Source organism: Yersinia sp. LJYL362 (assembly GCF_048323875.1).
Map to the genome: position 1 here is coordinate 1 of NZ_JBLWEX010000170.1, position 13,123 is coordinate 13,123.

Here is a 13,123-nt window from a genome sequence, read left to right on the forward strand (position 1 = left end):
TCGGGATTATGGACTTTTCGTGCGCCTTGCAGCCGACGCCGCATACGCTGTTGGTCACGGAGCATCAACTCACCGAGTTGGGAGGATAATGCTGCGAGCGAAGATTTCACGTTCAATATTCCTTGTTGCGATGCGGCTGAGACTCAAGGTGTCAGCTCAATGATTTCATGCTATGAATTTGATTAGCCATTGTTTTTTATTAATTGATGTCAATTTTCGATCGGCTAATCCTCTACGAGTAATCCATAGTTTTTAATTATATATACCCTTGTCATATAGGGTAACACAGCCAGGGTTGGTGCTGTAACCGGCGGATACTGAGCTATCTGATTATCATCATTCAATAAAATCGAACAAAGAACGCAAAATATTACGCTATCACTGATAGAAAAAGTTGAATAAAGTGTATCTCATTGAAAGGGCGTACCGCCTAAGTCTCTGTTACCTGTTAAGGAATTACGATGAGCAAAGTTCTGGTTCTGAAATCAAGCATTCTGGCAACCTATTCACAATCTAACCAATTGGCTGACTTTTTTGTTGAACAATGGAAAGCGGCTCATGCTGGCGATGAAATCACCGTGCGTGACCTGGCAGCTCAGCCGATTCCAGTATTAGATGGCGAATTAGTGGGCGCGTTACGCCCTTCAGATGCTGAGCTGACACCGCGTCAACAAGAAGCACTGGCGCTGTCTGATGAATTGATTGCTGAGTTGCAGGCTAATGACGTGATCGTCATGGCAGCTCCAATGTACAACTTTAATATCCCAACTCAGTTGAAGAACTACTTTGATCTGATTGCACGTGCTGGCGTGACTTTCCGTTACACCGAAAAAGGGCCTGAAGGCCTGATTACCGGTAAACGTGCCATTATTTTGACCAGCCGTGGTGGTATCCATAAAGACACCCCAACTGATCTGGTTGTGCCTTACCTGCGTCTGTTCCTGGGCTTTATCGGGATTACCGATGTCGAGTTCGTGTTCGCAGAAGGTATTGCTTATGGTCCTGAAGTCGCGACCAAAGCGCAAGCTGATGCCAAAGAATTACTGACTCAGGTTGTTAGCGCTTAATGAATGACTTTCATGCATCGGCAGGTGTCTCTGTTGATGCATGACTGAATGACCTTGTATTACCCTCGTTTTACCCAGTAGTGTTATTGAATCATTACGCGCCCTTGGGCGCGTTTTTTTATTGTCTGCTACCTTTTATCGCCTGCTACCTATGCCAGCAGCGCGATAGCGCTCTCTTCATCCGTCACCAAACCATTCACCCAATGCCCCCTAAGAACGGCTTTGATAGCTTGATGTTTCTCTACACCACCCGCAATAGCAATAACCGGTTTTTCAGGCCGGATACGCAGGCTGGCACTGGTTAAACGCTGATCCAGCTCATAGCTCACTCGCTGACCATCAATATCGATGAAGTTGCCTAACATTTCGGCCACCACATTGGATGCCGTCAGTTGCGCTACATCATGCTGTGAAATAAAACCATCTTTGTGCAGCGGGCAATGATAACCCATTGAACCAATGCCAATAAAAGTCACATCAGCTTGAGCCGCCTTCTCGGTCACCGTACGGTAAATCCGATGATTACACCACAGGTCACGATCTGCGGCGCTATCCGCAAAAAGCGGCGCGGGCAAAATAAAATAGCGACCTTGGGTTTTCTCCGCCATCCATAACGGCACATCATAGCGGGTACAAGAACCATCAGCAGCTATTGCCCCAATCAGGGAAACGCAGCTGTGCTGAGGGCGTTCAAAATCCGGCAGTTCATCAATAGCCGCTTTTAAGCTGCGCCCTGACCCCACACCAATCACCAGTGGTTGCTCTTGTCGCAGAAACTGCGCCATCACCTCTGCCCCCGCCACGGCGATAGCCCGTTGCACACCCGCACTGTCCATACCTTGGCTTGGCACTACCTGGCATTGATGCAATCCGTAGTGCTTTTGCAGTTGATCCGCCAGCGCCATACAGCGCCCCACCGGATGGGCGATGCTGACACTCACCAGCCCGTTATCTATGGCACAGGCCACCAATCGCTGAGCTACCTGGCGAGAAACCCCGAGCGCTTCAGCAATTTCATGCTGTGTTTGACCCGCTACGTAATACATCCAGGCCGCTCTGGCCGCTTGATCCAATTTTTTGTCACTCTTATGCATGGGTTTTCTACGCGCTAGTGGTGAAGAAGCAATGTTAAACATTTTACGCCGTTGTTTGGCAGATTTTTATCTCAGCTAACGTTTATGTGAGCTAAAGCCCAACTTAAGGGCAAAAGTTACACTAACCTAACGCCATTAGAGCAAATGCCCAACCAAAGGGCTTGTGCCCAAGAATTATCTTAATGCTGACTGAGATTGCGGAGAACATGATGAATATTGAACTGAACTCAACCCCTGCTGTGTGGCTACATATTGGTGCGGGATCTTTTCACCGCGCTCATCAGGCCTGGTACCTGCATCGTTTACGGGCTGCGGGTGATAATCGCTGGTCTATTGCGCTGGCGAATATTCGCGATGATGCAACCCCTTTGCTGACAACTTTAGCGGCACAGCATGGCGAATACATGCTGGAAACTGTCACACCTGCCGGTGAGCGCCAATATGAAAAGATCACCTCGCTACGCAAAATCATTCCGTGGGATAAAGAACTGCACAATTTGGTTGAGCAAGGCAGTAAGGCGGAAACTCGCGTTATCTCCTTTACCGTGACCGAAGGCGGCTACTATCTGGATAATCAGTTTAACCTGCAACAGGATAACGCCGATATTCAGGCCGATCTCAACGGGGATTGCCGGACAATTTATGGTGCAATCAGCCGGGTTTTGCTGCAACGCCAACAACTACACAGCGGCCCGGTAACTTTGCTGAACTGCGATAATTTGCGCCATAACGGCGAGCGTTTCCGCCACTGCCTGTTGCAGTTTCTGGCATTGCGCGATCAGCAAAGTTTGCTCAGTTGGGCAACCGATCAAACTCGCAGCCCAAATACCATGGTTGATCGTATTACGCCTCGCCCATCTGACGATATCGCCCCGCGCGTGCTGCAACAAACTGGTTTTGCCGACCAGGCACCTGTCATGGGTGAGTCATTTATTCAGTGGGTTATTGAAGATGACTTTATTGCCGGGCGGCCAGCGCTGGAAAATGTGGGAGTAGAAATGGTCGAATCTGTGCTGCCATATGAAGAAGCAAAGATTCGTATCCTCAATGCCAGCCACAGTTGCATCGCCTGGGCTGGTACTTTGATCGGTCAGCGTTACATTCACGAAAGTACTCAAACAGACGCTATTCGCCAGATGGCCTATGACTATGTGACCCAAGATGTCATCCCATCGCTATCGCCTAGCCCATTGGATTTAGCGAATTATCGTGATGTGGTTTTAGATCGTTTCAGTAATCCGTTTATCCGCGACACCAATCAACGCGTCGCCGCCGACGGTTTCTCCAAAATCCCAGGTTTTATCACACCGACATTGATGGAGTGCTACCAACGAGGTTGTGTACCCGCTGCCACCGCCATGCTGCCCGCCCTGTTCTTTGTCTTTATGGAGAGTTGGCACCAAGGCACCCTGCCATATGAATATCAGGATGGCATGTTAGATGTCTCTGCCGTTCATGCCATGTTCCAGTCGACTGATCCTGTGGGTCTGTTTGCCCGCGATAACAAACTGTTTGGCGCACTGGCCAGTGACAGCCAGTTTGAACAGTTATTACGACAATCCATTGACCGAGTTAATGCCTGGGTGATGGCTAACCGTTAATCAGCGACAAGGAATGGCTATGTATCTTGGACTTGATTTAGGCACATCAGAAATTAAAGCCGTGGTGATTGATGATCATGGGCAGATCCTGGCAAGCGAAGGTGAGCCGCTCACCGTGCAACGCCCACATCCGCTGTGGTCAGAACAAAATCCGACTGACTGGTGGCAGGCGACACAACGCGTGATTGGCCGCCTGCGTCATAAAATACCGCAACGTTGGGGTGAGATCCTTGCTATCGGCCTGTCGGGGCAAATGCACGGTGCGGTGTTGCTCAACCGTGAAGACCATATTTTGCGTCCGGCAATTTTGTGGAATGACGCGCGCTGTGCCGACGAGTGCGAGGAGCTAACGCGCAATGCCCCGCAATTGCATCAGATTGCCGGGAATTTGGCGATGCCGGGTTTCACTGCGCCAAAATTACTGTGGGTGGCTCGCCACGAGCCAGAAATCTTCTCACAACTGGCCACCGTGCTGCTGCCGAAAGATTATCTGCGCTGGATGATGAGTGGCGATAAGGTCAGCGATATGTCTGACTCCGCCGGAACACTGTGGCTGGATGTGGCAAAACGGGATTGGTCAGACTCCCTGCTGGCCGCTTGTGGCTTATCGCGCGATATGATGCCACGGCTGATTGAAGGCAATCAGCCCAGCGGCTATCTGAAAACGGATATTGCCCGCGAATGGGGGTTGCCCGATAAGGTGGTGATTGCCGGTGGTGGTGGCGATAATGCCGCCAGTGCCGTTGGGATTGGAGCCATTAATCCCGGTGATGGATTTATCTCTTTAGGTACATCCGGCGTGTTGTTCGCCGTTAATGATTGCTATCGCCCTAACCCACAATCGGCGGTACATGCTTTTTGCCATGCCTTGCCGCATCGTTGGCACCAGATGAGTGTGATGCTCACCGCTGCCAGTGCGCTGCGCTGGTTATGCCAACTGCTGGGTACCAATGAAACAACCTTGTTATCCGAAGTGGCTCAACTCAGTCGGGCGGAACAACGGCTGGCCCCTATTTTTCTGCCGTATCTTTCCGGCGAACGTACCCCTCATAACGATCCGCTGGCAACCGGCGCTTTTCACGGCATGACACATGCTACTGATCGCGCGGCATTGGGTTATGCGGTGCTGGAAGGTGTCACTTTTGGTATTGCTGATGGTTTGGCGGTATTGAAACAGGCGGGCACTCAACTCACCCAGGCATCTCTGATTGGTGGCGGTGCGCGCAGTGTCTGGTGGGGGCAATTGATGGCCGATACGCTCAATTTACCGATTGTGACCCACAGTGGCGGAGAGGCTGGCGGCGCGTTAGGTGCAGCGCGTTTAGGCTGGCTGGCTGGCGGCGGTGATGAGCAATTGGTGTGTGCCAAGCCGCAAATTGACCAGCGTTTTATTCCGGATATGAACCGGCAAGATGCCTTATTCGCCCGCCTTGAGCGCTACCGATTACTTTACCAACAGCAACGCCAGTTGCGCCAAACGCTAGCACGATAAAAAACCAAAACACACATACGCCCGGGTGAGCACATCGCCCTTTCATTTGCTGTCCCTACAAATAAGCAGCCGGCGCTCAAACGCCCAAGGAAACGACTATGCAAAAAAAATCGACTCATTGGTTTGGCTTGCCGATGAATTTATTCTGGGGCTATATTGCTATTGCCATATTTATGAGCGGCGATGGCTTTGAAATGGCCTTCTTATCTAAGCATATTACCGATATGGGTTTTTCACCGGCGCAATCGGCCTTTGTTTTTACCCTCTATGGGTTAGCGGCTGCCATTGCCGCCTGGAGTTCAGGTGTGGTGGCGGAAATTATCACGCCACAACGCGCTATGCGCATAGGTTTTATCCTGTGGGTGGTGATGCATTGCTTGTTTATGCTGTTTGGCCTGGGGATGAAAAGCTACCCATTAATGTTGGTGTTCTACGGGATCCGTGGCCTGGCCTACCCGTTATTTATCTATTCATTTGTCATGCTGATTGTGCAAAACGTCCCTAAACAGCAACTCTCTTCGGCGATGGGCTGGTTCTGGGCAATGTACTCGGTGGGCATTGGTGTGGTGGGCAGCTATTTGCCGAGCTTCACCATTCCGATGATAGGTGAAACTGGCACTTTGTGGTTTGCCATTGTGTGGGTCACAGTCGGTGGCATGATGGCCCTGATACTGCTTCGTAATGTCGGTACCGCCAGCCCGAAGGCGGCGCTGTCCAATAAAGAAAAAATCAAAGAGTTGTCGCGGGCGGTGACCATTCTCTTTACCAACAAGAATATTTTCTTGTCCTGTCTGATCCGCATTATTAACACGCTATCCTTGTTCGGATTTGCCGTGATCATGCCGCTGCTGTTTGTTGGCAGACTCGGCTTTACCATGTCTGAATGGCTGCAAATCTGGGCTGTGTTCTTCTTCGTGACCATTTTCACTAACATTATGTGGGGGATTTTGGGCGAAAAAATTGGTTGGATGCGGCAGGTGCGTTGGTTTGGCTGCATCGGCTGCGCGATCTCCAGCCTGGCGTTTTACTATATTCCGGTGCATTTCGGCCATAACTTCTGGGCAGCACTTATCCCGGCGGTGATGTTAGGAATAACGGTAGCGGCGTTTGTCCCGATGACCGCAGTGTTCCCGGTATTGGAGCCAGAACACAAAGGTGCAGCTATTTCGATTTATAACCTGTCTGCCGGTTTGAGTAATTTTGTTGCGCCAGCCATCGCCTCGCTGGTATTACCTTTCTTCGATATTGTCGGCGTGGTGTGGGTTTATACCGCGTTGTACCTGATTGCAGCGGTGTTGACTTTAATTGTCAAAGTCGAACAACCAGGCCATGTGGATACCTATTACCGCAAAGAGTCGCTAAACAGCATCAATACGCCCCCTGTTGCAGCGAATTTGCAGGCAGAGCGCTAATCTGTTGTTTTATTGAGAAAAAGTAAGACTATTTACCATAAAAAACGCCCATCTCGTGGCGGGCGTTTTTTATCAATTGCGTGGTAGGATAACGATGCTCAGCGCTGCATCCACTGGCCGTTTATGCCGCGCACATATTCCCCCGCCGCCGCACGGTTAACCAACTTTTGCCCCGCCAGCTTGGCAACATCCTCGGTTGAAATATGGTTTTTTTGCGCCACTTCCTGATATTTCTCTGCTCTGGCGATGTTAATTTGCTCCACCAGCGCCAGTGTTTCAGCATCTTTTTTCACCGGAGCCAGATAGCCACTGAGAGTTTCGCCCACCCGGCCTTGCTGTTTAGCTTGCTCTAATGTCAGCGCAAATGCCCCTGAGCTAAATACTAAACTGCCGCTTAATATTATGCAGCCCAATATCACGCGGACTAACTGCTGTGGTGAGCCAATCCAGCTGAACGTTAGCTTTTTCATAATGGCCCCTTAAAATAAATTGGATTGATTTTTAAGCAGATTTTCCACATCTTTATCAACTCTGATCTGGATTTCATGCTCAATCTTGACATTCATATTAATCGTGATCGGTTTTTCCGGGGTTGCTACTTCAAGGCGCAAACAGCCACTCAGCATAAAAATGCCCAGCAGGATTGCCACAGGTTCCCATGTCAAGATCTTCATTCCTTAGCCCTCACCGGTATAGATTCTGTTGGTCGTAACGAAAGTGTTTGTTGTAACCACTCTTGTAAATTGTCACCAAAACGAAGGCTGCGCCAGAGTTGGAATACATTTTCCTCATGCTGATAATTCAACACTATCTCTCGTTTTGCGTTTTTCTGCGTATTAACACCATGGATCTTTGAACGCAGCGTTAATTGGCCCAGATTATCCAAACTGACGGTGGCATAAGATTGGTAAATCTCCATATAGCGCAACCAGTCAATCGCCGCACCAGCAACCAAATTGCTATCACCGATAGAATTAGCCAAATCAGGATCCAGGCGCAATGTCACTGTGCCGTCATTTGCTATCCAACCATTGCGCACCAACCACTGTGGGTTATTGAGATAAAGCGGTAATTCGCCGTTCACTTTACCCGACATAGCCAATTGCTTGGGTTTGAGCACGGTAAATAATTCACTTAAATCAATCGATTTTAATTTCAGCACCGCCGCATCATGTTGGGGTAAGCGCAAAGCCGACAAACTTAAATGTCCTTTCAGAATATCCATGCCTACATGACTTAAGGTCAATGGGGCTTTCTCTGAATAGGGAAAAGTCCCCTGCAAATCAGCGGTGATATTCTGCATTTCAAACAAATTGGTTATTGAGGCAATACGTAACATAACAGGCTCTTTCGGCCCCAACAGCCAGTGATGATTTTCTAAGCGATAAGACATGACAAAATCCAATCCGCTGAGTTCACCGTCTTTCAGCCACATGCCGCCATTATTGACAACCCAATGCCCCCCGGCAGTAAAACCTTGTTCGCGAGCAGCAGAAAAAGCGGCCTGAGCATACAGCTCACCATCACGCAGTTTGATACCCAACTCTTCTGAAATAAGCGGTTGGAATACTGTCAGCGATTGTTTTGGCCACCAGCCCTCACCCCGTAAACGCTCGCCATCCCAACGGCCACGCAATGCAATTGGCCCGATAGCCTGCGCCTGTAACTTACCCTGCCACAAAAAACTGTCCGGCTCGCGTCCATTCAGTTGCAGTGAAAGCACGGCAGGAGGGAGATAACCGCCACCGTCACTAAACGCGACTTTTTTAGCGCCCAGTTCAAAACCGGCAATAAAAGCGGGGTGATGATTATCGCGCTGCCAGGTCAGAGGCTTGGCTAAAGTCAGCCGTGGTGCCTCGACTGAAACCACCCCATACTTCAGCCGATCAAAGCCGGTCGAGAGTTTATCGACAGTGATCAACGTCCCCTGCCAACTTCCCCTGCCGCCCATATCCCAACGCGCAGCCAGCGGCGGCAACTGACCATTACCCCAATATCGCCACTGCCAATTGCCTTTATCGGGCCAAAACTCTTGCGCCTGCCCATCCAAATGCAGATTAAAATCACCCCAATAACTGTCCTGCGCGTCCACAATGGCCTGTAGCCGCCCCGTCACTCCAGCAGCCGTCACCTTAACCCCCGCCAAAGGCCAACGCGCATCTCTGATACGTAACTCCGGTGTCACATTACCATGAGCACGCAACAAAGCACCGGGATGCAGTACCCAGGTTGGGTTCAATATTGAACCGCTAAGTAAGCCGGGGATGGTGGCATTCAATACCATTCGTTCCAGATTAGCTTGACCACTGAGCTGGAATTTTAAGTCACTGTTTATCATGCTTAGATTGCCAGGCCCCAGCGTCAGGACAGCATTGCCTTTACCACTTTTCCCCGAGGTGATGACATTAATGCGCGCCTCAATCGAGGTTTGATCCAACCCCTGATCCCAGTCAAACAGCGTCAGATTAATGCCGCCACTCAAGGGTTGCAGCTGGTAGGGCCATTGCCACTGGCCGTTAGCTATTTGAATTTTGTTCGCGGAAACGCGCCACGGTAGCCGTGCGAGCGGAGAGTCATCACCGCGCTCTGTCAGGGTTAAAACGCCCTCTTGCTGTTGCCAACTCAAATTCAATAATAACGGTTTAGACAGATAGCCTGTCGTCAATACGCCGTCGAGCGCACCTTGTTCTGGCCAATCATCCAGCGACAGTGGGATTTTAATTTTACCGCTCAGTTCGAAAGGTTGCGGGGTGCCGGGAACAGCAATAGAGAATTGATGTAAGCTAAGTTTCTGCTGCGCATCCAGTGTCGCAGCGAAACTCAATTGCTGGCCCTGATAACGCAACTCTTGGCTGAGTTTTTGCGAGGTTAAGGTCAGTTTACCTGCGTATTGCTGCCACGGCGTAATCTGCAAATTGCCGATATTCAGATCAAGCTTTGACAGTTGTTGCTGCCAGTCAGCCAAATTTTGCGGCGCACCCTCGTCGCTGCTCGGTAACTTGCTCAGACATGCGGTATCCACAGCAACGGTATTAGCCGCTAACTGCCAACGCCCCTGCTGATAACCGACACTTAACTGGTCAATATTGGCCAAGGTGCAATCTTGTACCCGGTAGCGCAGTAGTGGCAGACGCAATGCGCCATCATGCCAAACTGGGGGATGGGTTAAAACCAGTTGGCTACCCGCTGGCAACCAAAATTGTGCGATTTTCGGTAACCACTGCGGTAGCGTTTTCCATAAAACCACCAGGAAAATTGCGCTGATTAATAGCAACCAACCCACTGTTTTTGCGCATTTAGTCATGACTTACCTTGTGTAATCACTAACCCGACATCCGATGTACTTGAATCTCTACCACTAAAATCACTGCAACTAAACTGCTGCACGATACCATAATAACGAACTATGCTCTGGTGACTCACACGCAGAACTGCTGCCATTGAAAATGGGAAGAAAAACCTTACCTCACTGGCATCAGAAACTTACAAGCGCCGCATTTAACTTATTATTGTGGCAAATTGTATGATTTATTCAAATCTGTTAGATTGATCACAATATTTTAGCGGAGATATCATGATGAAATTAGCCGTTTACAGTACCAAACAGTATGACCGTAAATACCTCGAATTGGTCAACAAAGATTTTGGCTTTGAATTAGAGTTTTTCGATTTTCTGTTAAGCCCAAAAACCGCAAAAATGGCGGCTGGCTGTGATGCGGTTTGTATTTTCGTCAACGATGATGCTTGTCGCGAAACATTGACAGAATTAAAAGAAGTCGGCGTTGAGATTTTGGCATTACGCTGTGCCGGCTTTAATAATGTGGATTTAAATGCAGCGAAAGAGCTGGGGATTCCGGTGGTTCGCGTTCCGGCCTATTCACCTGAAGCCGTCGCTGAACATACTGTCGGTATGATGATGAGCCTTAACCGCCGTATCCATCGTGCTTATCAACGCACCCGTGATGCCAACTTCTCGCTGGAAGGCCTGATTGGCTTCAATATGCATGGCCGTACCGCGGGGATCATCGGCACCGGCAAAATTGGTGTTGCGACCATGCGTATCTTGAAAGGCTTTGGTATGCGCTTGCTAGCCTATGACCCTTACCCAAGCCAGGCGGCGCTGGATTTGGGGGCTGAATATGTTGATCTCGATTCCTTATATGCTAAATCCGATGTTATTTCGCTGCACTGCCCGATGTCGCCGGAAAACCATCATTTGCTCAATAAACAATCATTTGAAAAAATGAAAGATGGCGTGATGATCATAAACACCAGCCGTGGGGGCCTGATTGACTCTACCGCGGCAATCGATGCACTGAAACAGCAGAAAATCGGTTCACTCGGCATGGACGTGTATGAAAATGAACGCGATCTGTTCTTTGAAGACAAATCCAATGACGTGATTCAGGATGATGTCTTCCGCCGTCTGTCTTCTTGCCATAATGTGTTGTTTACCGGGCATCAGGCATTCCTGACAGAAGAAGCGCTGACCAGTATTTCTAACACCACCATGCAGAATATTGCGCAACTGAAAAAGGGCGAACCTTGCCCGAATATTGTTTCTGCCTAATATATCCAGAAAGCCGCAGGGTGAGTCTCAAGGATGAGGCTCATTCATCCCGATAAGCTGACTTAGATTTTATAAGTGATTCGGGTAATTGAGCGCGGCCAACGCATCTGCGACTTGAAAGATAGAGGGTATATCAGCGAGCCGGACAAGCGCCGCGCATTAATGCCCACTCTTCACAGCGTTTACCATCCGGCAATTGACACATGCCTACGCTACTCCCATTAAGTTGCTTGGCAATGGTCAATACACCGCCTGCATTGGCACAATTGACGGACGCAGGATTCGCCATATTGAGATTATGAACATTGGCACTGGTGGCTTGTTGTACTGGCTCAGCAGTATCGTTATTGTTTAAAAATCGAGAGGTTGATGCTGTATCTGTTGGGTCATTGCTACTACAAGCGGCTAGAAAGAACACAGCTCCGCCCACAAACCAAGATAATGCATTCATTCTTTATGCTCCGGCATGAGAAATATATCGCGCTATAATAGGCTCATATAATAACTGTTATAATTAAAACACAACATAAATAAGCAGAGTGCGCTAATTTAATTTAGCCCAGATCAAAACAGACTATCGAATTATTGCGCTATTCTGGCGCTAAGGGTTGGAAAAAAATAAGCAAACCATATTAATCATAGTAAAGAATCAAACACCTACAGTTTGTACAAAATAAAACGGGAATAATTATGATTACTGATTTACTACTACGAATTACTTTAGCGGGTGCTTTGGGAGGATTGATTGGGCTGGAACGTCAGCTGCGTGCTAAAGATGCCGGGTTAAGAACCCATATCCTGGTGGGTATTGGGAGTGCCATGTTTATGATTGTTTCAAAATATGGTTTTGAGGATTTGCTGACATTAGAACACGTCAGTTTTGACCCTAGCCGCGTCGCGGCACAGGTCGTCAGTGGCATGGGCTTCCTCGGTGCCGGGACCATCATGATTCAAAAACAGATGGTCAAAGGGCTTACCACCGCCGCCGGGATGTGGGTCACCGCCGCGATTGGTCTGGTGATTGGTAGTGGTCTATATGAGATTGGTATTTACGGTACCATGGTGACATTAGTGGTGCTGGAGATCTTCCGCCAGTTAAGTAACCGATTTATTGGTCAACACCATTTTGTTTCTATTAAGCTACTCGCGGACAGCGTGCCACGTATTTTGATTGCGATGCAAAAATTAAAATTACATCCTATTAATCTGTCCGTTACTCACAAACCTGAGAAAGGTGAACATGAATGTGAACTCACGATGGAAGTCACCTTACCACCAAGAAAAAATCTGGATCAGGTATATGAAACATTATTGGCCGTCGAGGGGATACATCAGTTGGATATTAAATAGCAGTTGGACATTAAATTGTTGTACTGCAAGCACTGTATGACGAGTATAAAATTACAGTTATCCCCTTCCGCGTTATCGTAACCCTGTGGCGATAACGCGGAAAGTAGCCAACCACTATGCAGCTTGCAGTATGCCGGGTATATCTCTAATGCATTGGCGTCTTCGACAGCAGGTTAATCACCAACACACCGGCGATAATCAATGTCATACCGGCAATGGCTGCCCAGTCTAATTTCTGCTGGTACATAAAAGTGGCCGCGACGGACACTAATACAATTCCCAATCCTGACCAAATAGCATAAGCAATACCCAATGGCATGGTTTTCACCACCTGTGATAACCCCCAGAAAGCAATACCATAACCAATCACAACCACAACAGAGGGCACCAGACGGGTAAAGCCATCAGAGGCTTTTAGCATTGTGGTGGCTACCACCTCGGCAACAATTGCCATCATTAAATACATGAAACCACTCATTATCAGTCTCTCATTTCAGTATTGGGTCGACATTATGCCCGCCGATGATTAAATGGTCA

The 13,123-nt window shown here is 48.8% G+C and carries 12 protein-coding genes; 6 read left to right on the top strand and 6 right to left on the bottom strand.

Annotation, left to right across the window (positions count from 1 at the left end; genetic code table 11):
• Positions 1–461 precede the first annotated feature (461 nt).
• Complete coding sequence (gene azoR, locus ACNSO8_RS08140; protein WP_019083088.1) at positions 462–1,067, top strand: FMN-dependent NADH-azoreductase; 606 nt, start codon at positions 462–464, stop codon at positions 1,065–1,067.
• A gap of 149 nt (positions 1,068–1,216) precedes the next feature.
• Here the strand turns inward: azoR and ACNSO8_RS08145 are convergent, their stop codons facing one another.
• Entirely contained in the window at positions 1,217–2,161 is a 945-nt protein-coding gene (locus ACNSO8_RS08145; protein ID WP_050164542.1) for a sugar-binding transcriptional regulator, read from the bottom strand.
• 209 nt (positions 2,162–2,370) lie between these two features.
• Between ACNSO8_RS08145 and dalD the strand changes: the two genes are divergently transcribed.
• The 3 genes from dalD to ACNSO8_RS08160 all read left to right on the top strand — a co-directional run bounded on the left by dalD (position 2,371) and on the right by ACNSO8_RS08160 (position 6,666).
• Positions 2,371–3,762: a D-arabinitol 4-dehydrogenase gene (gene dalD / locus ACNSO8_RS08150; protein WP_050159467.1), complete on the top strand. Its 1,392-nt coding sequence runs from the start codon at positions 2,371–2,373 to the stop codon at positions 3,760–3,762.
• A 19-nt stretch (positions 3,763–3,781) separates the two neighbouring features.
• Positions 3,782–5,254 (top strand): xylulokinase, encoded by a 1,473-nt coding sequence (gene xylB, locus ACNSO8_RS08155; protein WP_057630943.1) that lies wholly within the window; start codon positions 3,782–3,784, stop codon positions 5,252–5,254.
• Between the two features lie 98 nt (positions 5,255–5,352).
• Positions 5,353–6,666: an MFS transporter gene (locus tag ACNSO8_RS08160; protein WP_019079377.1), complete on the top strand. Its 1,314-nt coding sequence runs from the start codon at positions 5,353–5,355 to the stop codon at positions 6,664–6,666.
• Positions 6,667–6,764: 98 nt separating this feature from the next.
• Here the strand turns inward: ACNSO8_RS08160 and ACNSO8_RS08165 are convergent, their stop codons facing one another.
• The 3 genes from ACNSO8_RS08165 to ACNSO8_RS08175 are packed head-to-tail and all read right to left on the bottom strand — an operon-like array spanning position 6,765 to position 9,970.
• The gene (locus tag ACNSO8_RS08165; protein ID WP_019079376.1) at positions 6,765–7,136 is read right to left on the bottom strand and encodes a YdbL family protein; all 372 of its coding nucleotides are present in this window, start codon (positions 7,134–7,136) and stop codon (positions 6,765–6,767) included.
• Positions 7,137–7,145: 9 nt separating this feature from the next.
• Positions 7,146–7,340, bottom strand: coding sequence for a YnbE family lipoprotein (locus ACNSO8_RS08170; RefSeq protein ID WP_005160956.1), 195 nt, complete (start codon positions 7,338–7,340; stop codon positions 7,146–7,148).
• Positions 7,337–9,970: a YdbH family protein gene (locus ACNSO8_RS08175; protein ID WP_408577073.1), complete on the bottom strand. Its 2,634-nt coding sequence runs from the start codon at positions 9,968–9,970 to the stop codon at positions 7,337–7,339. Before ACNSO8_RS08175 ends, ACNSO8_RS08170 begins: the two co-directional genes overlap by 4 nt.
• A gap of 273 nt (positions 9,971–10,243) precedes the next feature.
• On the opposite strand from ACNSO8_RS08175, the gene ACNSO8_RS08180 reads away from it, so the two are divergent.
• Positions 10,244–11,236, top strand: coding sequence for a 2-hydroxyacid dehydrogenase (locus tag ACNSO8_RS08180; RefSeq protein ID WP_046695693.1), 993 nt, complete (start codon positions 10,244–10,246; stop codon positions 11,234–11,236).
• Positions 11,237–11,369: 133 nt separating this feature from the next.
• Here the strand turns inward: ACNSO8_RS08180 and ACNSO8_RS08185 are convergent, their stop codons facing one another.
• A complete protein-coding gene (locus ACNSO8_RS08185; RefSeq protein WP_046050947.1) occupies positions 11,370–11,687 on the bottom strand; it encodes a DUF333 domain-containing protein in 318 nt (105 codons plus the stop codon).
• 239 nt (positions 11,688–11,926) lie between these two features.
• On the opposite strand from ACNSO8_RS08185, the gene ACNSO8_RS08190 reads away from it, so the two are divergent.
• Positions 11,927–12,586, top strand: coding sequence for an MgtC/SapB family protein (locus tag ACNSO8_RS08190; RefSeq protein ID WP_005169602.1), 660 nt, complete (start codon positions 11,927–11,929; stop codon positions 12,584–12,586).
• Between the two features lie 145 nt (positions 12,587–12,731).
• Here ACNSO8_RS08190 and ACNSO8_RS08195 read toward each other — a convergent pair whose 3' ends face one another.
• Positions 12,732–13,064, bottom strand: coding sequence for a DMT family transporter (locus ACNSO8_RS08195; RefSeq protein WP_019079370.1), 333 nt, complete (start codon positions 13,062–13,064; stop codon positions 12,732–12,734).
• Positions 13,065–13,123 lie beyond the last annotated feature (59 nt).

Bases quoted from the DNA above. Each gene is read 5' to 3' on its own strand.
- ACNSO8_RS08195 (WP_019079370.1), bottom strand. From the start codon at position 13,064: ATGAGTGGTTTCATGTATTTAATGATGGCAATTGTTGCCGAGGTGGTA.
- ACNSO8_RS08185 (WP_046050947.1), bottom strand. From the start codon at position 11,687: ATGAATGCATTATCTTGGTTTGTGGGCGGAGCTGTGTTCTTTCTAGCC.
- ACNSO8_RS08190 (WP_005169602.1), top strand. From the start codon at position 11,927: ATGATTACTGATTTACTACTACGAATTACTTTAGCGGGTGCTTTGGGA.
- azoR (WP_019083088.1), top strand. From the start codon at position 462: ATGAGCAAAGTTCTGGTTCTGAAATCAAGCATTCTGGCAACCTATTCA.
- ACNSO8_RS08170 (WP_005160956.1), bottom strand. From the start codon at position 7,340: ATGAAGATCTTGACATGGGAACCTGTGGCAATCCTGCTGGGCATTTTT.
- ACNSO8_RS08180 (WP_046695693.1), top strand. From the start codon at position 10,244: ATGAAATTAGCCGTTTACAGTACCAAACAGTATGACCGTAAATACCTC.
- xylB (WP_057630943.1), top strand. From the start codon at position 3,782: ATGTATCTTGGACTTGATTTAGGCACATCAGAAATTAAAGCCGTGGTG.
- dalD (WP_050159467.1), top strand. From the start codon at position 2,371: ATGAATATTGAACTGAACTCAACCCCTGCTGTGTGGCTACATATTGGT.
- ACNSO8_RS08145 (WP_050164542.1), bottom strand. From the start codon at position 2,161: ATGCATAAGAGTGACAAAAAATTGGATCAAGCGGCCAGAGCGGCCTGG.
- ACNSO8_RS08160 (WP_019079377.1), top strand. From the start codon at position 5,353: ATGCAAAAAAAATCGACTCATTGGTTTGGCTTGCCGATGAATTTATTC.
- ACNSO8_RS08165 (WP_019079376.1), bottom strand. From the start codon at position 7,136: ATGAAAAAGCTAACGTTCAGCTGGATTGGCTCACCACAGCAGTTAGTC.
- ACNSO8_RS08175 (WP_408577073.1), bottom strand. From the start codon at position 9,970: ATGACTAAATGCGCAAAAACAGTGGGTTGGTTGCTATTAATCAGCGCA.